The organism is Allobosea eneae (assembly GCF_042657265.1).
Classification (GTDB): domain Bacteria; phylum Pseudomonadota; class Alphaproteobacteria; order Rhizobiales; family Beijerinckiaceae; genus Allobosea; species Allobosea eneae.
On the sequence record NZ_JBHSLW010000141.1, the window covers coordinates 1 to 22,354 of the forward strand.

Annotated in this window: 16 protein-coding genes and 1 tRNA gene; 16 read left to right on the forward strand and 1 reads right to left on the reverse strand. The window is 66.0% G+C overall.

Translation table 11 applies throughout. The features are described 5' to 3' along the window. The 7 genes from ACFPOB_RS30860 to ACFPOB_RS30890 all read left to right on the forward strand — a co-directional run. On the forward strand, window positions 1-740 hold a 740-nt coding region (locus ACFPOB_RS30860), incomplete at its 5' end, for an EF-Tu C-terminal domain-related protein (protein WP_377801960.1). Window positions 741-1,022: 282 nt separating this feature from the next. Then, window positions 1,023-1,098: transfer RNA gene (locus ACFPOB_RS30865), tRNA-Trp, on the forward strand. A 19-nt stretch (window positions 1,099-1,117) separates the two neighbouring features. Continuing rightward, a complete protein-coding gene (locus tag ACFPOB_RS30870) occupies window positions 1,118-1,849 on the forward strand; it encodes a class I SAM-dependent methyltransferase (RefSeq protein ID WP_377801961.1) in 732 nt (243 codons plus the stop codon). A gap of 157 nt (window positions 1,850-2,006) precedes the next feature. Next, window positions 2,007-2,201 carry a preprotein translocase subunit SecE gene (secE, locus tag ACFPOB_RS30875; protein ID WP_377801962.1) on the forward strand — a complete coding sequence of 65 codons (195 nt, stop codon included), beginning with the start codon at window positions 2,007-2,009 and terminating at the stop codon, window positions 2,199-2,201. A 16-nt stretch (window positions 2,202-2,217) separates the two neighbouring features. Then, window positions 2,218-2,751, forward strand: a complete 534-nt coding sequence (gene nusG, locus ACFPOB_RS30880; RefSeq protein WP_092159670.1) for a transcription termination/antitermination protein NusG — start codon at window positions 2,218-2,220, stop codon at window positions 2,749-2,751. A 127-nt stretch (window positions 2,752-2,878) separates the two neighbouring features. Continuing rightward, window positions 2,879-4,477 carry a methyl-accepting chemotaxis protein gene (locus tag ACFPOB_RS30885; protein ID WP_377801963.1) on the forward strand — a complete coding sequence of 533 codons (1,599 nt, stop codon included), beginning with the start codon at window positions 2,879-2,881 and terminating at the stop codon, window positions 4,475-4,477. After that, window positions 4,474-5,004 (forward strand): cytochrome b, encoded by a 531-nt coding sequence (locus ACFPOB_RS30890; RefSeq protein WP_377801964.1) that lies wholly within the window; start codon window positions 4,474-4,476, stop codon window positions 5,002-5,004. The genes ACFPOB_RS30885 and ACFPOB_RS30890 overlap by 4 nt, the downstream gene beginning before the upstream one ends. A gap of 7 nt (window positions 5,005-5,011) precedes the next feature. Here ACFPOB_RS30890 and ACFPOB_RS30895 read toward each other — a convergent pair whose 3' ends face one another. Further along, a complete protein-coding gene (locus ACFPOB_RS30895) occupies window positions 5,012-5,692 on the reverse strand; it encodes a hypothetical protein (RefSeq protein ID WP_377801965.1) in 681 nt (226 codons plus the stop codon). A 361-nt stretch (window positions 5,693-6,053) separates the two neighbouring features. On the opposite strand from ACFPOB_RS30895, the gene rplK reads away from it, so the two are divergent. From rplK to ACFPOB_RS30940, 9 genes are all read left to right on the forward strand, one after another. Beyond that, entirely contained in the window at window positions 6,054-6,485 is a 432-nt protein-coding gene (gene rplK / locus ACFPOB_RS30900) for a 50S ribosomal protein L11 (protein ID WP_057189972.1), read from the forward strand. Between the two features lie 13 nt (window positions 6,486-6,498). Beyond that, window positions 6,499-7,197, forward strand: coding sequence for a 50S ribosomal protein L1 (rplA, locus tag ACFPOB_RS30905; protein WP_091843782.1), 699 nt, complete (start codon window positions 6,499-6,501; stop codon window positions 7,195-7,197). Between the two features lie 505 nt (window positions 7,198-7,702). Next, window positions 7,703-8,218 (forward strand): 50S ribosomal protein L10, encoded by a 516-nt coding sequence (gene rplJ / locus ACFPOB_RS30910; RefSeq protein ID WP_092159663.1) that lies wholly within the window; start codon window positions 7,703-7,705, stop codon window positions 8,216-8,218. A 51-nt stretch (window positions 8,219-8,269) separates the two neighbouring features. Continuing rightward, window positions 8,270-8,653: a 50S ribosomal protein L7/L12 gene (gene rplL / locus ACFPOB_RS30915; protein ID WP_092159662.1), complete on the forward strand. Its 384-nt coding sequence runs from the start codon at window positions 8,270-8,272 to the stop codon at window positions 8,651-8,653. Between the two features lie 351 nt (window positions 8,654-9,004). Next, window positions 9,005-13,123, forward strand: a complete 4,119-nt coding sequence (rpoB, locus tag ACFPOB_RS30920; protein WP_377801966.1) for a DNA-directed RNA polymerase subunit beta — start codon at window positions 9,005-9,007, stop codon at window positions 13,121-13,123. A gap of 129 nt (window positions 13,124-13,252) precedes the next feature. Further along, window positions 13,253-17,437, forward strand: a complete 4,185-nt coding sequence (rpoC, locus tag ACFPOB_RS30925) for a DNA-directed RNA polymerase subunit beta' (protein ID WP_377801967.1) — start codon at window positions 13,253-13,255, stop codon at window positions 17,435-17,437. 258 nt (window positions 17,438-17,695) lie between these two features. Next, window positions 17,696-18,802: a helix-turn-helix transcriptional regulator gene (locus ACFPOB_RS30930; protein ID WP_377801968.1), complete on the forward strand. Its 1,107-nt coding sequence runs from the start codon at window positions 17,696-17,698 to the stop codon at window positions 18,800-18,802. Next, on the forward strand, window positions 18,799-19,959 hold the full coding sequence (locus tag ACFPOB_RS30935; RefSeq protein WP_377801969.1) for a helix-turn-helix transcriptional regulator: 1,161 nt from the start codon (window positions 18,799-18,801) through the stop codon (window positions 19,957-19,959). Before ACFPOB_RS30930 ends, ACFPOB_RS30935 begins: the two co-directional genes overlap by 4 nt. Before the next feature lie 273 nt (window positions 19,960-20,232). Then, window positions 20,233-22,320 (forward strand): FAD-dependent oxidoreductase, encoded by a 2,088-nt coding sequence (locus ACFPOB_RS30940; RefSeq protein ID WP_377801970.1) that lies wholly within the window; start codon window positions 20,233-20,235, stop codon window positions 22,318-22,320. Window positions 22,321-22,354: the final 34 nt, after the last annotated feature.

A 22,354-nucleotide genomic window follows, 5' to 3' on the forward strand; every position in this document is an offset into this window, starting at 1 on the left:
AGATGGAGATCCGCGAGCTTCTGTCGAAGTACGACTTCCCGGGCGACGACATCCCGATCACCAAGGGCTCGGCCAAGGCGGCGCTGGACGGCGTCACCCCGGAGATCGGGCATGACGCGGTGATCGCGCTGATGAAGACGGTCGACGACTACATCCCGCAGCCGGAGCGCCCGATCGACCAGCCGTTCCTGATGCCGGTCGAGGACGTGTTCTCGATCTCGGGCCGCGGCACGGTGGTGACCGGCCGCGTCGAGCGCGGCATCGTCAAGGTCGGCGAGGAAATCGAGATCGTCGGCCTGAAGGACACGGTGAAGACGACGGTGACCGGCGTCGAGATGTTCCGCAAGCTGCTCGACCAGGGCCAGGCGGGCGACAACATCGGCGCGCTGCTGCGCGGCACCAAGCGCGAGGACGTCGAGCGCGGCCAGGTGCTGTGCAAGCCGGGCTCGGTGAAGCCGCACACCAAGTTCAAGGCCGAGGCCTACATCCTGACCAAGGAGGAGGGCGGTCGCCACACGCCGTTCTTCACCAACTACCGCCCGCAGTTCTACTTCCGCACGACGGACGTGACCGGCGTGGTGCACCTGCCCGAGGGCACGGAGATGGTGATGCCGGGCGACAACATCGCCATGGAAGTGCACCTGATCGTGCCGATCGCGATGGAGGAGAAGCTGCGCTTCGCCATCCGCGAAGGCGGACGCACGGTTGGAGCAGGCGTCGTTGCTTCGATCATCGCGTGATCGAAGCGACAACGACGTTCGCGGAAACCGCAAACTTTGCGGCGCCGGCGTCGTCGCCAGCATCATCGCGTAAGCTTCGGCACAATCCGAAACTGGGGAAGGGCGGCGGCAACGCCGCCCTTTTTCGTTGCGCACAGACTTTCGTGCTCGCTGCGAGACGCGATGTCCCACTGCGCCAAGGGCTTGGCGCAGCGGGCTGACGAACTGAGTCAACTTCCGTCGCCGCCGTGACGATTTCGACTTGAAAAGCCGACGGGGTTCAGGCTAAGCAACCGGCGCTACAGGGGTGTAGCTCAGTTGGTAGAGTACCGGTCTCCAAAACCGGGTGTCGCAGGTTCGAGCCCTGCCGCCCCTGCCAGCCGTCCGTCAGATTCGAGATGACCCAGAACATCTACGACGACGCCGGCTTCTTCCAGAACTACAGCCAGTTGCCGCGCTCGCTCCGCGGGCTCGACGGCGCGCCGGAATGGCCGGTGCTGCGGGCGCTGCTGCCGCCGCTCGCAGGGGCGAGCGTCCTTGATCTCGGTTGCGGCTTCGGCTGGTTCTGTCGTTTCGTGGCCGGCGAGGGCGCGGCCGAGGTCGTCGGCGTCGACGTCTCCGAGCGCATGCTGGCGCGAGCGCGGGCGGAGACCTCCGCGACGAACGTCCGCTATGTGCAGGCCGATATCGAGAGCTACGAGCCAGCGACCGGGCATTTCGACCTGGTCTATTCCTCGCTCGCCTTCCATTATCTCGTCGACCTTCCCGCCGTACTCGATCGCGTCGCCCGAGCACTGAAGCCGGGCGGGCGCTTCGTCTTCTCGGTCGAGCATCCGATCATGACGGCGCCGCGCCACCAGACATGGGCCGTGGATGAATCGGGCCTGCCGGTCTGGCCGGTCGGCGCCTATCTCGACGAGGGCAGGCGGGTCACCGACTGGCTCGCCGATGGGGTGGTGAAGCAGCACCGCATGCTGGCGAGCTATCTCAACCTGCTGCTCGGGCTCGGCCTGAGACTGCGGCATGTCGAGGAATGGGGGCCGACGCCCCAGCAGATCGCCGCCGAGCCGGACTGGGCGAGGGAGCGCGAGCGCCCGGCCTTCCTGCTGATCGCCGCGGAGAAGCCCTGAGCAGGGCCTGAGTCAAAACCGCTTGGCGAGCGGGCAATCGCGTTGTAAGAAGCGCTTAACGTCGGCGCGCGGCTCCCTGAGCCCCGCGCCGCGAATCTTTCAGGACCACCGAATCGCCGCGCTGAAGCGTCGATCCGGAACCGAGGTGACGAGCCCGATGGCGAAGACCAATCCCTTCCAGTTCCTGCAGGAAGTGCGCAGCGAAGCCAACAAGGTGACCTGGCCTTCGCGCCGCGAGACGCTGATCACCACCGGTCTCGTGCTGTTGATGGTGCTGGTGTCGAGCCTGTTCTTCCTCTTCACCGACACGGTCATCCGCTGGGGGCTCGCCCTCATCCTCGGCGCGCGTTGAACGAAAGCATACGAACGTGAGCACCCGCTGGTATATCGTCCACGCCTATTCCAACTTCGAGAACAAGGTCGCGCAGTCGATCAAGGATCAGGCCGCGCAGCGCAACCTCTCCGACAAGTTCGATGAAGTGCTGGTTCCGACCGAGAAGGTCGTCGAGGTCCGCCGCGGCCGCAAGGTCGACACCGAGCGCAAGTTCTTCCCGGGCTATGTCCTGGTGAAGTGCGAGATGACCGACGAGGTCTACCACCTCATCAAGAACACGCCCAAGGTCACCGGCTTTCTCGGCGCCGACAAGGCGAAGCCGATGCCCATCCCCGAGCACGAGGCGATGCGGATCAAGGGCCAGGTCGCCGAGGGCATCGAGCGGCCGAAGCCGACGGTGGTGTTCGAGGTCGGCGAGCAGGTGAAGGTCGCCGACGGTCCGTTCGCCTCGTTCAACGGCGTCGTCGAGGATGTCGACCACGCCCGCGCCCGCCTCAAGGTCGCGGTCTCGATCTTCGGCCGCGCCACGCCGGTCGAGCTGGAATACGGCCAGGTCGAGAAGCTCTGAGGCTCGACACGGGGCGAGACAATGCCAAGGGGTGCCGGAGACGGCACCCTTTTTGCGTGAACGACGTAGTTAACGCCTCCTTCAGGCGTGTGTGACATTATCCCGCCTACTATCGACGCAGGCGGGCATGTTTCCCAGAACATTCAAGGCGACGGTCGGACAGCGTTTGGCGCTGTGGGGCGTGCTGCTCGGCGCGCTCTCCTGCCTTTATGTCGCGGCCGAGCTGGTCGGTTCGCGCAAGCTCCATCGCTTCACGCAGGCCTTGGCAGCCCAGAGCGATCTCGCCCAACGCCTCGAAGCGACGACGATGGTCTTCGAGCGCATCAGTGTCGCGATTTTCTCCGGCATGCGGGCTGAGCCTTCCGACCTCGAAGTGCTCGCGATCGGCGCCGAGGACATCGCCAGCCGGTTGGGCGGTAAGCTGGAGGTCGATGCGCTGACGATCGCGGGGCGCGCCCTGGCGATGCGCGAGGCCCCGGACATCGCCACCGCCCGGGCCGAGCTCAGGGTGATCGCCGACAAGCGCTCGGCCTTGCGGCGCGGGCTCGGCGAGGAGATCGGCCGGCTGAGCGCCAGCCTGTCGCACCATGTCGAGAGCGCGCATCAGAACAAGGTCCTGTTGTCGCTGCTCGGGTTGTTCAGCCTGATTTTCATCGTCGTGCTGGAGCATCGCTGGCTGGTCCGCCCGATCACCGGCATGGCGCGGGCCCTGACGAAAAGCCGGCAACAGGATGGCGAACTCGACAAGCTCGCCATGCGGCGTGACGAGATCGGCATGCTTGGCCAGGCATTGCTGGCGCATCTGCATGGGCAGGCGGCCGAGCAGGAAGCCGCCCGGGCGCGGCTGAGCGCGCTGTCGGGCGAAGTCGCGCGGCAGGAGGCCGCCCAGGCGCGCAATGCCGCTTTCCAGGAGCGGATCGCCCTGATCGCCCAGGCTCTGGAGCAGCACGGCTCCCGCCTGTCCCAGGCAGCCGGGGAATTCGCGCAGCTCTCCGGCGTGGTCGACGAGCGAGCCGGGGCGGCGACGCAGTCGACGCAGCGCGTCTCGGGCCATGTCGATCATGTCGCCGGCGCGATCAGCGAGGTTTCGTCGCTGCTCGCCACGGCGGCCAGCGAGGCCCAGCGCACCTCCGACGTCGCCGATGCAGCGAAGGCGCTGGTCGACGAGGCCACCGCCGACACGGTGGTCCTGTGCGAGGCGGTCGGCAAGATCGTGCAGGTGATCGACGTCATCGGAGCCGTCGCCAGCCAGACCAATCTGCTGGCGCTGAACGCCACCATCGAGGCGGCGCGAGCCGGCGAGGCGGGCAGGGGCTTCGCCGTCGTCGCAGGCGAGGTGAAACAGCTGGCGAACCGCACCGCCGAGGCGACCGACGATGTCCGCAAGGGGCTGGATCAGATCAACATCGCGGCCCAGCGCATCACCATGCGCGTCGGCGCGCTGGTGACCTCGGTCGAGAAAGTCGACAAGGCGGCGCTCTCGATCGCCGAACTCACGGCGCGCCAGGATGTCGGCTCGCGCTCGATCAGCGAGGCGACGATGCGGACCGCAGGGGATGTCAGGCTCGTCGCCGAGCAGGTCGAGCAGCTTGCCGGCACGCTGGCGAGCTGGCGCCAGACCGCCGGTTCGGTCACTGCGGCTTCGGCCGATCTCGACCGGCAGGCCGCGGAGCTGCGGCAGGCGGTCGACGGCTTCATCACGCGCAGGGAGCTGGTGGGCGCATGAGCATGACGATTCCCGAAGGCGTGACGAAGGCGGTGGCTGCGCCGTCCCTGCCGGTCATCGCCCAGGCGCTGCACTGGCTGACCGCGGCGCTGGTGCTTGGCCTGTTCGGCACCGGCGTGATGATGAAGCAGCTCGGCGAAGGCCATGTCGCCGATCTGCTCTATCTCGCCCACAAGACCACCGGCGCCCTCCTGCTCTGCCTTATCCTGGTCCGCATCGGCTACCGCCTGTTCGCGCACCTCTCCGGCCGCTGGCAGAAGGGTGCGGCGAGCCGGCCGGTGCATGCGCTGCTCTATCTCGGCTTGCTGGTCGTGCCGTTGCTGGGCTGGGCCGGCGCCTCCAGCTTCGGGGCACGGCAGCTGCTCTTCGGTCTCTCCCTTCCGGAGATCTGGTCGCCTGAGGCGGGTCATGCCGATTTGCTGCTGACGAGCCATGCCTGGCTCGCCTTCGGCCTGATCGCGCTTGTCGTCGTCCATATCGGCGTGGCGCTCGGCGACTACCTGACCCGGGACGCCAAGGCCGACTGAGCCTGCATCAACTCAAGTTTGCGAGCATATGGTCCGCCAGGCTGTAGCAGTGACTCGCCTGGTAGGCGTTCCGACCCCTGTTCATATGCGTCAGGTTGAAGGTCCGAATGGCGCCGAGCACGCGGCGCTTTGCTAGGAACCGGCGGATCGAGGCGGCGCCTCGTACATTGATGCCGAACATGTCCGCGCTGCGCGTGAAGAAATAGCCGACATCGTCCGGCGTCTCGACGCTGCGCTCGAGAACCGCCCCGTCCAGACGCTCCTGCGCAGCCGAATGGTCGGTGGTGAAGTCCGAGAGATGCACCAGGGCTCTGGCTCGAATGCCGTCGCCGTCCGCATAAAGCGTGAAAAGCTCCATCCAGCTCGCATTCACGCGTATGAGCGGCCTATCCGATGTCGACGGAAGGCAGGACACCGACCAGTAGTGACGCTCGCTCCTGCGCGGGATGGGGATGCAGTTCCGGCCGTAGAGCGCGAGTATCTCCAGAACGTCCTGCGCCTGCGGGCGACGCAGCAGCTTCTGGAAGCGCGGGAGGTATTTGAAGCGCAGTTCGAGGGATTCAGACCGCTCCTCGGCGTCGGCCAGGTCCGCCTTGCCTTCGATCCAGTCGCGCTGCTGCTCGGGATCCAGGAACTGGCGCAAGCCGGTGGCGGGGCGGCGGGCCGTCGTGCTCTTATCGGGGGCCATGACAATCCATCTGCGCCAGGCATTGTGGTGAGCAGATCATGGGCCGGTCTCCGGACACGTTACGACCGTAGCCCGTCTTGACCAGGGCAAGAGGCTGGCCGATCCCGCGCCCGGTCGGCAGGGGCCTGTCGGCTCGCGCCTGCGACGCGGCACCCGCTTCGCCAGGACCCATCAGGGGCTTCCCTCTCGCAACGTCCTGTGCTATCGGGCGGCCCTCACATGCGTGGGAGGCGTGCCGGTCGCCAGCCGGAGTTCCTCGCCGCACCACGCCCTGCAACACCCCGATCCGGAGCGATAGCAGCTCGCGGGCGGGGCGTCGTCGTTCCGGTCGGCACCGGGGCGGACGACTGGAGCAGCCATCATGGCAAAGAAGATCACGGGCTACGTGAAGCTTCAGGTTCCGGCGGGCGCGGCCAATCCGTCGCCGCCGATCGGTCCCGCGCTCGGTCAGCGCGGCCTCAACATCATGGAATTCTGCAAGGCCTTCAACGCGAAGACCGCGCAGATGGAAAAGGGCATGCCGATCCCGGTGATCATCACCGCGTATCAGGACCGCTCCTTCACCTTCGAGATGAAGCAGCCGCCGGTCTCGTACTGGCTGAAGAAGGCCGCCGGCCTGACCTCGGGTTCGAAGACCCCGGGCAAGGGTGGCAATGTCGGCAAGGTCACGAGCGCTCAGCTCAAGGAGATCGCCGAGAAGAAGATGGCCGATCTCAACTGCGACAACGTCGATTCGGCGGTGGCGATGATCCGTGGCTCGGCCCGTTCCATGGGCCTGGAAGTCGTGGGCTGAGGGGGAACTGACAATGGCACATGTCGGAAAGCGCGTCGTCAAAGGCCGTGAAGGCATTGACCGCATCAAGCTCTACCCGCTCGCCGAGGCCGTCGCGATGGTCAAGGCCCGCGCCAACGCCAAGTTCGACGAGACCGTCGAGATCGCGATGAATCTCGGCGTCGATCCGCGTCACGCCGACCAGATGGTCCGCGGCGTCTGCAACCTGCCGAACGGCTCGGGCCGCACGCTGCGCGTCGCCGTCTTTGCCCGCGGCGCCAAGGCCGAAGAGGCCAAGAAGGCCGGTGCCGACATCGTCGGCGCCGAGGATCTGGTCGAGACCGTGCAGAAGGGCGAAATCAACTTCGACCGCTGCATCGCGACCCCGGACATGATGGGCCTGGTCGGCCGTCTCGGTAAGGTGCTGGGCCCGCGCGGCCTGATGCCGAACCCGCGCGTCGGCACGGTCACCATGGACCTGACCGCCGCCGTCGCCGCCTCGAAGGGCGGTTCGGTCGAATTCCGCGTCGAGAAGGCGGGTATCGTCCACGCCGCCGTCGGCAAGGCCTCGTTCGATGCCGACAAGCTCGGCGAGAACATCAAGGCTTTCGTCGATTCGGTCTCGAAGGCGAAGCCGGCCGGCGCCAAGGGCACCTATATCCAGCGCGTCGCGATCTCCTCGACCATGGGTCCGGGCGTCAAGATCGAGCCGAACACCGTCCTCGGCGGCTGATATCGCGCGGTGGCCGCTCTCGCGGCGGCCACAGCCCCACCTTGCGCTTCGGCGTAAGGATTACCACTTGGCAGAAGCCGGAGGAGGGTCTATAGCCTCCTCCGCGTTTCCATGAGTGACGGGGCTTCCGCGTGCTTGGCACGAGGAGGTCCATTTTCGCGTTTTTCGATGGTTCGCCATCGAAGAATGGGTGTCTTGGTCGAGGAGAGCGATCTCCGAAGGCCAGGCATCCAGTCCTGTCTGAGACTGCAGGTGCGCCTTTGGCTCCGGCCAAGGGGCATAATTTCGCCAAGAGGCCTGCATAGACGGTGCAAGAACTTTTCCGGCGCCCAAGGGTGCCGAAAGAGGTTCGAACCATCTCGCCCTATCACGGCGTCACGCCATGGCAGGGGACAGGGCACTGAGCGTCGCTCCGGCGAGGGGTCGGTGTCAACCGACCACTTCCAGAGCGGCACGTGCAACTGGCGGCGGGTCGCAAAGCCTGTCGCCTACCGGAGAGAGCCCAGTGGATAAAGCGGCAAAATCTGATGCCGTCGCGTCACTGAACGACGTCTTCTCGAAGACGTCGGTCGTTGTCGTGGCCCACTATGCGGGCTTGACGGTGGCCCAGTTCCAGAAGCTTCGTCGCGAGATGAAGGCCAATGGCGCCACCGTGAAGGTCGCAAAGAACCGGCTGGCCAAGATCGCTCTTGAAGGCACCGACGTCGCGTCCATCAGCAAGCTGCTGACGGGTCCCACCCTGATCGCCTATTCCAGCGATCCGGTCGCGGCGCCGAAGGTCGCCACCGCATTCGCCAAGGAGAACGACAAGCTCGTCATCCTCGGCGGCGCGATGGGCAAGACCGCCCTGAACCCCGATGGTGTCAAGGCCCTGGCCACGATGCCCTCGCTCGACGAACTGCGCGCCAAGTTGCTCGGCCTCCTGCAGGCCCCTGCGACCAAGATCGCCCAGCTCTCGACCGCGCCTGCTGCGAAGCTCGCGCGCGTGTTCCAGGCATATGCCGACAAGGACGCTGCCTGAGCAGCCGACATCCGTTAATCGTTCGAACCTCTTACATCAGGAACTTAAACAATGGCCGATCTCGCCAAGCTCGTCGACGAACTCTCGTCGCTCACCGTTCTCGAGGCTGCTGACCTCGCCAAGATGCTCGAAGAGAAGTGGGGCGTTTCCGCCGCTGCCGCCGTCGCCGTGGCCGCTGGCCCGGCCGCTGGCGCCGGCGCCGGCGCTGCCGCTGCTGAAGAGCAGACCGAGTTCACCGTTGTCCTGGCCTCGGCCGGCGACAAGAAGATCGAGGTGATCAAGGAAGTCCGCGCCATCACCGGCCTGGGCCTCAAGGAAGCCAAGGATCTGGTCGAAGCCGCTCCGAAGCCGGTCAAGGAAGCCGTCGCCAAGGACGAGGCCGAGAAGCTCAAGAAGCAGCTCGAGGCCGTCGGCGCGAAGGTCGAGCTCAAGTGAGCCGGGCCGGCTGATGCCGGTCCGTATCTAGTCGACAAGGACAGTCCCGGGGCGGCTCGCCGCCTCCGGGGCTGTTGCGTCGTTTCCGGTCACCGGAGCGGCGTGTTTCGGAGCCCGCTCCGATCAACTTGCGCAGCAAGCTGATCGGCAAAAGCGGTCTCCATCTAAACGTTGGGAGACGGATTCACCGATCAGGTTTCCAACCTGATCGGATCCGGCTCCCGGCCTGCCATGATGCAGGTCGATCCAGTTTGAACGTCGGCGCGCATGAGCGCCGAGCGGCTCACCCGGCGGCCCGTTCCGCCAAGGCCCGGACCCCCGGGTGAGCCGTCCGAGATTGCGAGGAACATGATGGTAACTTCCCTCCAGGGTCGCAGGCGCGTCCGCAAGTTCTTCGGCAAGCTCAAGGAAGTGGCGGAGATGCCGAACCTCATCGAGGTTCAGAAGGCGTCCTACGACCAGTTCCTGATGGTCGAGGAACCCAAGGGCGGCCGCGGCGACGAGGGCCTGCAGTCGGTCTTCAAGTCGGTGTTCCCGATCGGCGACTTCTCCGGCGCCTCGCTGCTGGAGTTCGTCAAGTACACCTTCGAGCCGCCGAAATACGACGTCGACGAGTGCCGCCAGCGCGGCATGACCTTCTCGGCGCCGCTCAAGGTGACGCTGCGCCTGATCGTGTTCGATATCGACCCGGACACCCAGGCCAAGTCCGTCAAGGACATCAAGGAGCAGGACGTCTACATGGGCGAGATGCCGCTCATGACGGACAACGGCACCTTCATCGTCAACGGCACCGAGCGCGTCATCGTCTCGCAGATGCACCGCTCGCCGGGCGTGTTCTTCGACCACGACAAGGGCAAGACCCATTCCTCGGGCAAGCTGCTCTTCGCCGCCCGCATCATCCCCTATCGCGGCTCCTGGCTCGACATCGAGTTCGACGCCAAGGACATCGTCTACGCCCGCATCGACCGCAAGCGTAAGATCCCGGTCACCTCGCTGCTGTTCGCCCTCGGCATGGACGGCGAGGAGATCCTCGCGCGCTTCTACAACCATCTGAGCTATGTCCGCGACAAGGACGGCTGGCGCGTTCCTTACGACGCCGAGCGCATGAAGGGCTTCAAGGCGACCGTCGACATGATCGACGCCGACACCGGCGAGGTCGTGATCGAGGCCGGCAAGAAGCTGGTCGCGCGCACCGCCCGCCAGCTCGCCGAGAAGGGCCTGAAGTTCCTGCGCGCCACGGACGAGGACCTCTACGGCCAGTACATCGCCGAGGATCTGGTCAACCCGCAGACCGGCGAGGTCTTCGCCGAGGCCGGCGACGAGATCGACGAGAAGAGCCTGAAGGCGCTGCTCGACGCCGGCTTCGACGAGCTGCCGGTGCTCGACATCGACCACATCACGGTCGGCCCCTACATCCGCAACACGCTCAAGGTCGACAAGAACTCGCGCCGTGAAGAGGCGCTGTTCGACATCTACCGCGTGATGCGCCCGGGCGAGCCGCCGACGCTCGAGACCGCCGAGAACATGTTCCAGTCGCTGTTCTTCGACGCGGAGCGCTACGACCTCTCGGCCGTCGGCCGCGTCAAGATGAACATGCGTCTCGACCTCGACGCCGAAGACACCGTGCGCATCCTGCGCAAGGAGGACATCTTCGCGGTCGTCAAGGCGCTGGTCGACCTGCGCGACGGCAAGGGCGAGATCGACGACATCGACCATCTCGGCAACCGGCGCGTGCGCTCGGTCGGCGAGCTGATGGAGAACCAGTACCGTCTGGGCCTCCTGCGCATGGAGCGCGCCATCAAGGAGCGCATGTCCTCGGTCGACATCGACACCGTGATGCCGCAGGACCTGATCAATGCGAAGCCCGCGGCCGCCGCGGTGCGCGAGTTCTTCGGCTCGTCGCAGCTCTCGCAGTTCATGGACCAGACCAACCCGCTCTCGGAGGTCACCCACAAGCGCCGTCTCTCGGCGCTCGGCCCGGGCGGCCTGACCCGCGAGCGCGCCGGCTTCGAGGTGCGCGACGTCCACACCACGCATTATGGCCGCATCTGCCCGATCGAGACGCCGGAAGGTCCGAACATCGGCCTGATCAACTCGCTCGCCACCTTCGCGCGCGTCAACAAGTACGGCTTCATCGAGAGCCCGTACCGGCGCATCCGCGACGGCAAGCAGACCGACGAGATCATCTATCTCTCGGCGATGGAGGAGGCGAAGTACAACGTCGCCCAGGCGAACGCCGCCGTCGACAAGGAAGGCCGCCTGACCGACGACCTGATCGTCTGCCGCCGCGCCGGCGAGGTCATCGTCGTGCCGGTCGACAAGGTGGACTTCATGGACGTCTCGCCCAAGCAGGTCGTCTCGGTCGCCGCGGCGCTGATTCCGTTCCTCGAGAACGACGACGCCAACCGCGCGCTGATGGGCTCGAACATGCAGCGCCAGGCGGTGCCGCTGGTTCGCGCCGACGCGCCCTTCGTCGGCACCGGCATGGAGGCCGCGGTCGCCCGTGACTCCGGCGCCGCCATCGCGGCCCGCCGCGCCGGCGTCGTCGACCAGGTCGACGCGACCCGTATCGTCATCCGCGCCTCGGACGAGATGGACCCGACCAAGCCGGGCGTCGACATCTATCGTCTGCAGAAGTTCCAGCGCTCCAACCAGTCGACCTGCATCACGCAGCGTCCCCTGGTGCGCGTCGGCGACGTCGTCAAGAAGGGCGACATCGTCGCCGACGGCCCGTCGACGGAGTTCGGCGAGCTGGCGCTCGGCCGGAACGTGCTCGTCGCGTTCATGCCGTGGAACGGCTACAACTTCGAGGACTCGATCCTGCTCTCGGAGAAGATCGTCTCGGAAGACATCTTCACCTCGATCCATATCGAGGAATTCGAGGTCATGGCCCGCGACACCAAGCTGGGTCCTGAGGAAATCACGCGCGACATTCCGAACGTGTCGGAAGAGGCGCTGAAGAACCTCGACGAAGCCGGCATCGTCTATATCGGCGCCGAAGTGGCTGCTGGCGACATCCTCGTCGGCAAGATCACGCCGAAGGGCGAGAGCCCGATGACCCCGGAAGAGAAGCTGCTGCGCGCCATCTTCGGCGAGAAGGCTTCGGACGTGCGCGACACCTCGCTGCGCGTGCCGCCGGGCGTCCAGGGCACGATCGTCGAGGTTCGCGTGTTCAACCGCCATGGCGTCGACAAGGACGAGCGCGCCCAGGCGATCGAGCGCGAGGAGATCGAGCGTCTCGCCAAGGACCGCGACGACGAGCAGGCGATCCTCGACCGCAACACCTTCGCGCGTCTGGCCGAGATCCTGACCGGCAAGACCGGCCTCGCCGGTCCGAAGGGCTTCAAGAAGGACACGGTCATCACCCGCGAGGTGATGAGCGAGTTCCCGCGCTCGCAGTGGTGGCTGTTCGCCACGTCGGACGACGCCCTGATGACCGAAATCGAGGCGATGCGGAAGCAGTACGATGAGTCGAAGAAGCGCCTCGAGCAGCGCTTCCTCGACAAGGTCGAGAAGCTGCAGCGCGGCGACGAGCTGCCTCCGGGCGTGATGAAGATGGTCAAGGTCTTCGTCGCGGTGAAGCGCAAGATCCAGCCGGGCGACAAGATGGCCGGCCGTCACGGCAACAAGGGCGTGGTCTCGCGCATCGTGCCGGCGGAGGACATGCCGTTCCTCGAGGACGGCACCCATGCCGACATCGTGCTGAACCCGCTCGGCGTGCCCTCGCGCATGAATGTCGGCCAGATCCTGGAGACCCATCTGGGCTGGGCTGCCGCCGGTCTCGGCAAGCAGATCGGCAAGGCGATCGACGCCTATCGCAAGGCGCATGATTCCAAGGCCCTGCGCGCCTCCTTCGACGCCGTCTACGAGGACAACGAGATCATCGCCTCGATGGACGACGCAGAGCTGATCGAGATGGGCCAGAACCTGCGCCGCGGCGTGCCGATCGCGACGCCGGTGTTCAACGGCGCCAAGGAGTCCGACATCGAGCGGCTGCTGGAGCAGGCGGGTCTGCACTCGTCCGGGCAGTCGACGCTCTATGACGGGCGCACCGGCGAGCCCTTCGACCGCAAGGTCACGATGGGCTACATCTACATGCTGAAGCTGCACCACCTGGTGGACGACAAGATCCACGCCCGCTCGATCGGCCCGTACTCGCTGGTCACCCAGCAGCCGCTCGGCGGCAAGGCCCAGTTCGGCGGCCAGCGCTTCGGCGAGATGGAGGTCTGGGCGCTCGAAGCCTACGGCGCCGCCTACACGCTGCAGGAGATGCTGACGGTGAAGTCGGACGACGTCGCGGGCCGCACCAAGGTCTACGAGTCGATTGTGCGCGGCGAGGACAACTTCGAAGCCGGCATCCCCGAGAGCTTCAACGTGCTCGTCAAGGAGATGCGCTCGCTCGGCCTCAATGTCGAGCTTGTCAACACCAAGCCGAAGCCGGGCGAAGTCCCCGCCGAGGCAGCGGAGTAAGGCGTCACGTCCGCAAGGGCGCGACGGCGTTCGTTACTCATGCCGGCGGCAGTGGCGCCGCCGGCCGATGGATCAAAGGTCGGGCAGGGCGGTTTCCCTTGAAATCCCACCGGCCATAGGAGACAGGCTATGAAGCAAGAGGTCATGAACCTTTTCGGCCAGCAGCCGGTGCAGCAGGCGTTCGACGCGATCAAGATCTCGATCGCCAGCCCTGAGAAGATCGCATCCTGGTCGTTCGGCGAGATCAAGAAGCCCGAGACGATCAACTACCGTACGTTCAAGCCCGAGCGCGACGGCCTGTTCTGCGCCCGCATCTTCGGGCCGATCAAGGACTACGAGTGCCTGTGCGGCAAGTACAAGCGCATGAAGTTCAAGGGCGTGATCTGCGAGAAGTGCGGCGTCGAGGTGACGCTGGCACGGGTCCGGCGCGAGCGTATGGGCCATATCGAGCTCGCCGCCCCGGTCGCGCATATCTGGTTCCTGAAGTCGCTGCCCTCGCGCATCGGCCTGCTGATGGATATGCCGCTCAAGGACCTCGAGCGCATCCTCTACTTCGAATCCTATGTCGTCCTGGAGCCGGGCCTGACCCCGCTCAAGGATCGCCAGCTGCTGACCGAAGAAGAGTATGTCCGCGCTCAGGAAGAGTACGGCGCCGACACCTTCACGGCGATGATCGGCGCGGAAGCGATCCGCGAGATGCTGCGCGCGCTCGATCTCGACCAGATCAACGCCGACCTGAAGCATGAGATCGCGACGACCACGTCGGAGCTCAAGCCGAAGAAGCTGATGAAGCGCCTCAAGATCATCGAGGCCTTCCAGGAGTCGGGCAACAAGCCGGAATGGATGGTGATGACCGTGATCCCGGTCATCCCGCCGGATCTGCGTCCGCTCGTGCCGCTCGACGGCGGCCGCTTCGCGACCTCGGATCTGAACGACCTCTATCGCCGCGTCATCAACCGCAACAACCGCCTGAAGCGGCTGATCGAACTGCGCGCGCCCGACATCATCATCCGCAACGAGAAGCGGATGCTGCAGGAATCGGTCGACGCCCTGTTCGACAACGGCCGCCGCGGCCGCGTCATCACCGGCGCCAACAAGCGTCCGCTGAAGTCGCTCGCCGACATGCTGAAGGGCAAGCAGGGCCGCTTCCGGCAGAACCTGCTCGGCAAGCGCGTCGACTATTCGGGCCGCTCGGTCATCGTCGTCGGCCCGGAGATGAAGCTGCACCAGTGCGGGCTGCCGAAGAAGATGGCGCTCGAGCTGTTCAAGCCGTTCATCTATGCGCGCCTCGACGCCAAGGGCTACTCGACCACGGTCAAGCAGGCCAAGAAGCTGGTCGAGAAGGAGAAGCCCGAGGTCTGGGACATCCTGGACGAGGTCATCCGCGAGCATCCGGTGCTGCTGAACCGCGCCCCGACGCTGCACCGCCTCGGCATCCAGGCCTTCGAGCCGGTGCTGATCGAAGGCAAGGCGATCCAGCTGCATCCGCTGGTCTGCGCCGCGTTCAACGCCGACTTCGACGGCGACCAGATGGCCGTGCACGTCCCGCTGTCGCTCGAAGCGCAGCTGGAAGCGCGCGTCCTGATGATGTCGACCAACAACATCCTGCACCCGGCGAACGGCATGCCGATCATCGTGCCGTCGCAGGACATCGTGCTCGGGCTCTACTACCTCTCGATCATCTCGGATGGCGAGCCGGGCCAGGGCAAGATCTTCGGCGATTTCGGCGAGCTCGAATACGCGCTGCACGAGAAGGTCGTCACACTGCATTCGAAGATCAAGTATCGCTGGACCGGCGTCGGCCGTGACGGCCAGCGTTACACGAAGATCTACGACACCACGCCGGGCCGCGTCATTCTCTCGACCGCGCTGCCCGAGCACCCGGCCATGACCTTCGACGTCGTCAACAAGCTGATGACCAAGAAGGAGATCTCCAACATGATCGATGCCGTCTATCGCGGCTGCGGTCAGAAGGAATCGGTGATCTTCTGCGATCGCGTCATGGGGCTGGGCTTCAAGCACGCGTTCAAGGCCGGCATCTCGTTCGGCAAGGACGACATGGTGATCCCCGAGAACAAGTGGGAGATCGTCGATGCGACCCGTACCCTGGCGAAGGACTACGAGCAGCAGTATCAGGACGGCCTGATCACCCAGGGCGAGAAGTACAACAAGGTCGTCGACGCCTGGGCGAAGTGCTCCGACAAGCTCGCCCAGGAAATGATGGCCCGCATCTCGACCGTGAAGAAGGACGAGAGCGGCCGCGACAAGCCGATCAACTCGATCTACATGATGAGCCATTCGGGCGCCCGCGGTTCGCCGGCGCAGATGCGCCAGCTCGCCGCCATGCGCGGCCTGATGGCCAAGCCGTCGGGCGAGATCATCGAAAGCCCGATCATCTCGAACTTCAAGGAAGGCCTCGACGTTCTCGAATACTTCAACTCGACGCACGGCGCCCGTAAGGGTCTTGCCGACACGGCACTCAAGACGGCGAATTCGGGTTACCTGACCCGCCGTCTCGTCGACGTGGCGCAGGACGCGATCATTTCCGAGGTGGATTGCGGCTCGGACAACGGCATCAAGATGCGCGCCATCGTCGATGCCGGCCAGGTCGTGGCCTCGCTCGGCATGCGCATCCTGGGTCGCTCGGCGGCCGAGGACGTGGTCGATCTCGACGGCAACGTCCTGGTCGCCAAGGGCGCTGTGATCGAGGAAAGCCACATCGCCAAGATCAACGCCGCCGGCGTCCAGGAGGTGAAGATCCGCTCGGTCTTGACCTGCGAGACCAAGAACGGCGTCTGCGCGACCTGCTACGGCCGCGATCTGGCCCGCGGCACGCCCGTCAACATGGGCGAGGCCGTCGGCGTCATCGCGGCGCAGTCGATCGGCGAGCCGGGCACACAGCTCACCATGCGTACCTTCCACATCGGCGGCGCGGCGACGATCGCCGACCAGTCCTTCGTCGAGTCGAACTTCGAGGGCACGGTCAAGATCCGCAACCGCAACGTCGCGCGGAACTCGGATGGCGACCTGATCGCGATGGCGCGCAACCTCGCCATCGTCATCACCGGCCCGGACGGCGCCGAGCGCGCGGTCCACCGCGTCCAGTTCGGCTCGAAGCTGCGCGTCGACGAGGGCGACAAGGTCAAGCGCGGCCAGCGCCTGATCGAGTGGGATCCCTATTCCCGCCCGATTCTGGCGGAAGTCGACGGGAAGGTCGGCTACGAGGACCTGGTCGACGGCATGTCGATGACGGAGACGACCGACGAGGCGACCGGCATCAGCAAGCGTCTCGTGATCGACTGGCGTGGCTCGGCACGTACGTCCGACCTGCGTCCGGCGATGGTTCTGTTCGGCTCGGACGGCAAAATCGCGAAGCTGGCGCGCGGCGGCGATGCCCGCTACATCCTGCCGGTCGACGGCATCATCTCGGTGGAGCCGGGCTCGTCGGTGAAGGCCGGCGACGTGCTGGCGCGTGTCTCGACCGACTCGGCCAAGACCCGCGACATCACCGGCGGTCTGCCGCGCGTCGCCGAGCTGTTCGAGGCGCGTCGTCCGAAGGATGCGGCGATCATCGCCGAGAAGGCCGGCGTCATCGGCTTCGGGCGCGACTACAAGAACAAGCGTCGCGTCACGCTGACCCCGCATGACGGCACGGAAGCGGTCGAGTACCTGATCCCGAAGGGCAAGCACATCCACCTGCAGGATGGCGACGTCGTCGAGATCGGTGACTACATCCTCGACGGCAACCCGGCGCCGCACGACATCCTGGCGATCAAGGGCGTCGAGGAGCTTGCCGCTTACCTGGTCAACGAAATCCAGGAGGTCTACCGCCTCCAGGGCGTGACCATCAACGACAAGCACATCGAGGTCATCGTCCGGCAGATGCTGCAGAAGGTCGAGATCACCGAATCCGGCGACAGCGACATTCTCACCGGCGACCAGGTCGACCGCATCGAGCTGGAAGAGATCAACGCCAAGCTGCGCGAAGAGGGCAAGAAGCCGGCCTCCGGCGTTCCGGTCCTGCTCGGCATCACCAAGGCCTCGCTGCAGACCCGCTCGTTCATCTCGGCCGCCTCCTTCCAGGAGACGACCCGCGTCCTCACCGAGGCGGCGGTCAACGGCAAGATGGACATGCTGGAAGGCCTCAAGGAGAACGTCATCGTCGGCTCGCTGATCCCGGCCGGCACCGGCGCGCAGGTTGCCCGCATCAAGCAGGTGGCGACGCGCCGCGACGATCTCATCGTCGGCCAGAAGGCGGATGCTGCGGCGAAGGCCGCGGCTGCCGCTGCGGCGGTCCTGCCTGCCGCCGAGTGATTCCGGCGAACTTGCTGACGTTGTGGAACGGCCGCCTTCGGGCGGCCGTTCTCGTTTCAGCGCTCTTGACCTTTTCTAGTACAACTGAGCTAAGCTTACGTTGCGAAACCTGTCGGGGGGCAGCGATGCGCCAGGGTGTCTTTCTTTGTCCGGCCGGAAGAGGCGGAGTGAGGAAGGGCATGCTGTCACGCCATGCGGAGGCATGGTCGGCGAATGGGAGCCCCGTTCTGCGGACCATGCCTGGGTGCGACCGGGGCTATGGACGAAAAGTTTCTCGACAGTCTTTACGAAGCGGCGGTGGTGCCTGAACTGTGGCCGCAAGTTCTGCGGCAGTTCCAAGAGGTCGCGCGTGGCGCCGGCGCAGTGCTGGTCGCGGTGACGCCGAGCTCCAGTCGCTGGATTTCCTCATCGGCCGAGTTCGATCAGGTCGTCGCGACGCATTTCAATAACTTTCCCGGCAATGAGCGGACGCGGCGCCTGCTCGAGCGCCGCCATGCCGGCTTCCTGCGCGACATCGACATCTTCTCGGAAGGCGAGATGGCGAACGAGCCGGTCTATCGCGATTTCCTGCTGCCGCAGGGGCTGGGGATCGGGGTCGCGACCTCGATCGCTTCGCCGACTGGAGAATCCTTCATCCTGCATGCCGAGCGTGCACGGGAGGAGGGGCATGTCGACAACAAGCTGATCGCGCGCTTCGACCGGATGCGGCCGCATCTGGCGCGTGCCATGCTGCTGTCGGCGCGCCTGGAGTTCGAGCGGGCGCAGGGCGCCGCCCGGGCGCTGGAGGCGATCGGCCTGCCGGCGGCGATCCTCGATCGCGAGGGCCGGGTGCTCGCGATCAATCCTCGCTTCGAAGCGCTGATCCCGTCTGTCGCGGTCGACCGTCCATCGCGCCTGGCGCTCGTCGATGCGGCGGCCGACGGCCTGCTCGCGGCGGCGCTGCAGGCCAGGGGACAGATCGCCAGCGCGACGGTGCGCTCGATCCCTGTCGCACGTCGCGAGAACCAACCACCTTTGATCTTGCATCTCACCCCGATCCGCGGAGCCGCCCACGACATCTTCTCGCGCGCCGCGAGCATTCTCGTCGTGACGCCGGTGGTGGTGAAGGATGTGCCGACCGCGGATGTCGTACAGGGACTGTTCGACCTGACGCCGGCCGAGGCCAGGCTCGCTGCGCTGATCGCCGCCGGACATCGACCGCGTGAGGCTGCGGCGGCGCTCGGCGTGATGGAGGAGACCGCGCGTTCGACCTTGAAGCGCGTCCTCTCCAAGACCGGCCTGCATCGCCAGGCCGACCTGATCGGGCTGCTGCGCGGCGCCGGCGTGACGAACGGCCTGCCAGGGCCAGGAGAGCGGACGCCATGAGCGGGGACATCATTGTAGGCGACGGGGCGCCTCGGCGGCGCGACAGTTTCGTCGCCGCGGTCGAAGCCATCTACGATGCAGCCGCCGTGCCCGAACGCTGGCCACAGGCCCTGCAGGAGATCGCCGACAGCTTCGGCGATGTCGGCGCGATCATGATCTATGAGCGGGAGGACGGTGGCATCGGCTCGATCTGCTCGCCCGGGCTGGAAGCGGCACAGCGCGACTATGATGCCGGCGAATGGTGGCGGCAGGACATCCGCTTCTCGCGCTCGATCGAGCGCGGCGCCATCGCACGTCATGACGCTGTGACCGATCGCGACATTGCCTCTGCCGAGGAGATGCGGACCTTGCCGTTCTACACGCAGTTTCTGCGCCGTCACGGGCTGGGTTGGTTCGGCGGCGTCGGAATCTCGCCTGATCCGCGCATGTCCGTCGCCCTATCGATCCAACGCTCAAACCAGAAGCACGCCTGGACGGAGGAGGAACTCGACCGCCTGAGCCGGATCGGCCGCCATGTCGAGAATGCCCTGCGGCTCGGCATCCGCCTGATCAATGCCGAAGCCTCGCAACTAGCGCTGTCCGACGCCCTGACGCGGGTTGGCGTCGGCGTTTTCATGCTTGCCGGCGACGGGCGTGTCCTGTTCAAGAATCCGGCGGGCGAGGCCCTGCTCGGAGACGAGCTCATCGTGTCCGGCGGCCGCCTCACGGCCCGGGCACAGGGTCCGCGCGAGGCCCTGCACGCCCGGATTAGAAGCGCATCCTTGGGCGAGGCCGGCGCGGTCGACGACCCGCGCCCGATCCTCGTGCCGCGCGGCCAGCGAGGCATCCTGGCGGTCCATATCCTGCCCGTCCGTCCGGCGGGGGGCGGGGCGGTTGAAACCCTGCTCGCGACCACGACCGCGATCGCGGTCGTCACCAGTTCCGAAGCGAGCGGCCCGGCCGATCCTGCTCTCGTGCGCGATCTCTTCGGCCTCACGCTGGCGGAAGCACGGCTGGCGGCGCTCGTCGGCAACGGCCTTGCGCCCAGAGAAGCGGGCGAGCGGCTCGGCATTACCGAGGCGACGGCACGCACGACGCTGAAGCGCGTCTTCCAGAAGACCGGCGCGACCCGCCAGAGCGAGCTTGCGGCGCTGCTGGCGCGCATGGTGGTGCGGTAGCGTCGGTGCCGCGCAAAGACCGGCTCCAGGTCCGGTAGGCGGCGGCCGACCGCGCCGCGCGAGCGGCGATTCCCGTGCCTAAGATCGCAAGGACCTGTCCGGCGAGGGAGCCGGTCGTGCCTGCCGCCGGCATTGCGCGAGGAGGCCTGCGCGAGGAGGCGGCTCGCCCCAAGACAGAAGCATGGTCGCGGCAGTAAAATTATGTCAACTCCGTGGCGCTATAGATCTCATAACAGGGCGTGAAGCACGCTACGCTGGGGCAGGGCGGGTAGAATGCTGGAAGTTGCGATAGTCGGGGGCGGTCCCGGCGGGCTGATGACGGCCTGGCAAGTCCGCAAGAAGATGCAGGGCCTGTGCCGGGTGACGCTGTTCGAGGCATCCGAGCGGCTCGGCGGCAAGATCGTCTCGCGCCGCTTCGACAGTGCGCCGGCGCTGTACGAAGCCGGCGTCGCCGAGATCTACGGCTATTCGCAACTTGGCCCCGATCCTTTGCGCGAGATGATCGAGGGTTTCGGCTTCCAGACCATCCCGATGGATTCGCAGGCTCTCCATCTCGATGGCAAGCTGATCGATGGCGTCGAGGGCATGCGCCGACGCTATGGCGATGCGACGGCCGACGCCATCCTGGCGTTCCGGGCGCGCTGCGCCGAGCTGATGTCGCAACAGGCCTATTACGAGGGCGCCGGCAAGCACGACAACGGCCATCCCTGGATGTTCATGAGCGCCGACGAGGTGCTCGAGAAGGAAGTCGCCGATCCGGTGGCGCGGCGCTTCTTCCGGGCGATGGCACGCTCCGACATCGCCTCGGAGGGGCATCTCAGCAACGGCCTCAACGCGCTGAAGAACTACCTGATGGATGTCGACGGCTATATCGACGTCTATTCGATCCAGAACGGCAATGAGCAGCTGGTCGAGGGGCTGAGCTCCGCTCTCGACGCCGAGGTCTTCCTGAACCACCGCGTCCTCAGCGTCGGCAAGGCGGAAGGCGGCCGCTACAAGCTCGACATGATGAACGGCAAGGGGCCGGAGACGCGCGAATTCGACTTCGTGCTGATGTGCCTGCCGCACAACTGGCTCGGCACCATCGATTTCGGCGAGGGTCGGCTGCGCCGGAGCATGAGCCGCCATCTCGCTCATTTCGACCGGCCGGCCCATTATCTGCGCGTCGCCGCCCTGTTCGACAAGCCGTTCTGGGAGGGCCAGATCGAGGGCGCCTGGTTCATGTCGGAGAGCTTCGGTGGCTGCTGTGTCTATATCGAGGGCGCCCGGCACGATGTCGGCCGCCATGGCGTGCTCAACTGGCTGATCGCCGGCATCGACGCGCTGTCCTATGCCAATCTCGACGACGAGGCGCTGGTCAAGGCGGCGCTGAAGTCGCTGCCGGCTTCGCTGGGCGACCCCTTCCCGCATCTGATCGAGGCGAAGGTGCATCGCTGGATGGCCTCGGTGAACGCGGTTCCCGGCGGCGTCCCGGTGCGCGACGTGGTGACGAACCATATGCCCGAGCCGAAGGAGCATGACGGGCTGATCGTCGTCGGCGACTATCTGTTCGACTCGACGCTAAACGGCGTGCTCGATTCCGCCGACATCGCCAGCGACCTGATGCTGAGCAAGGTGATGCGCCAGCGCTACGCCACCGGGCTCGCCAGGAGTGCTGGCGAGGTGGGCGGTATCGTCGTGCCCGAGCCGTCGCCGCGCATCGACCGCGGCTATTTCGACGCCTATCGCGGCGCTGGCCCCTATGGCGAGGTGTGGCGGCGCTTCAGCGATCCCGGCTATATCCGCGACCTGATCGACATGGTCTGGCAGCCGAACCCGGGTTTCAAGCTGCTGGTCGCCGGGTCTGCTTCGGGCGAGCTCGTCGGAGCGTTGCGGGAGCTCGGCATCGACGCCTGGGGGATCGAGAACAACCGCTACATCCATGGCCGCACGCCGGCGCATCTTGCGCAGTACAATCTGTTCGGCACGGTCGCGGACCTGCCTTTCGAGGACGGTTCCTTCGACATCGTCTATGAGAGCTGCCTTGCCCATCTCGGCACGCGCGGCGTCAAGGATGCGCTCGGCGAGCTGCATCGGGTGGCCAGGCGGGGCGTCTATTTCGGCTCGGTGACGGCCGACCTCACTTCGGAGGTCTGCGACAGGTACGACCTGCTGCGCGGGGTGAAGAAGCTCGCGACCTGGTGGGAATGGTCGGAGCTGTTCTTCGACGAGGATTTCGACATGGCGATCCAGAGCCAGGAGATGCTCGACGCGCTCTGGGAGCGCACGCTCGCCGCCGGCAAGGGTCCCGGCCACTGGTACGAGGATGCGGAAAGCCTGCGCTACTGCTTCTTCAACCGGATCGCGCCCGATAGCGCCTGAGCCAATCCGATCCGAGAGGGAGCGGCGGGAGTTG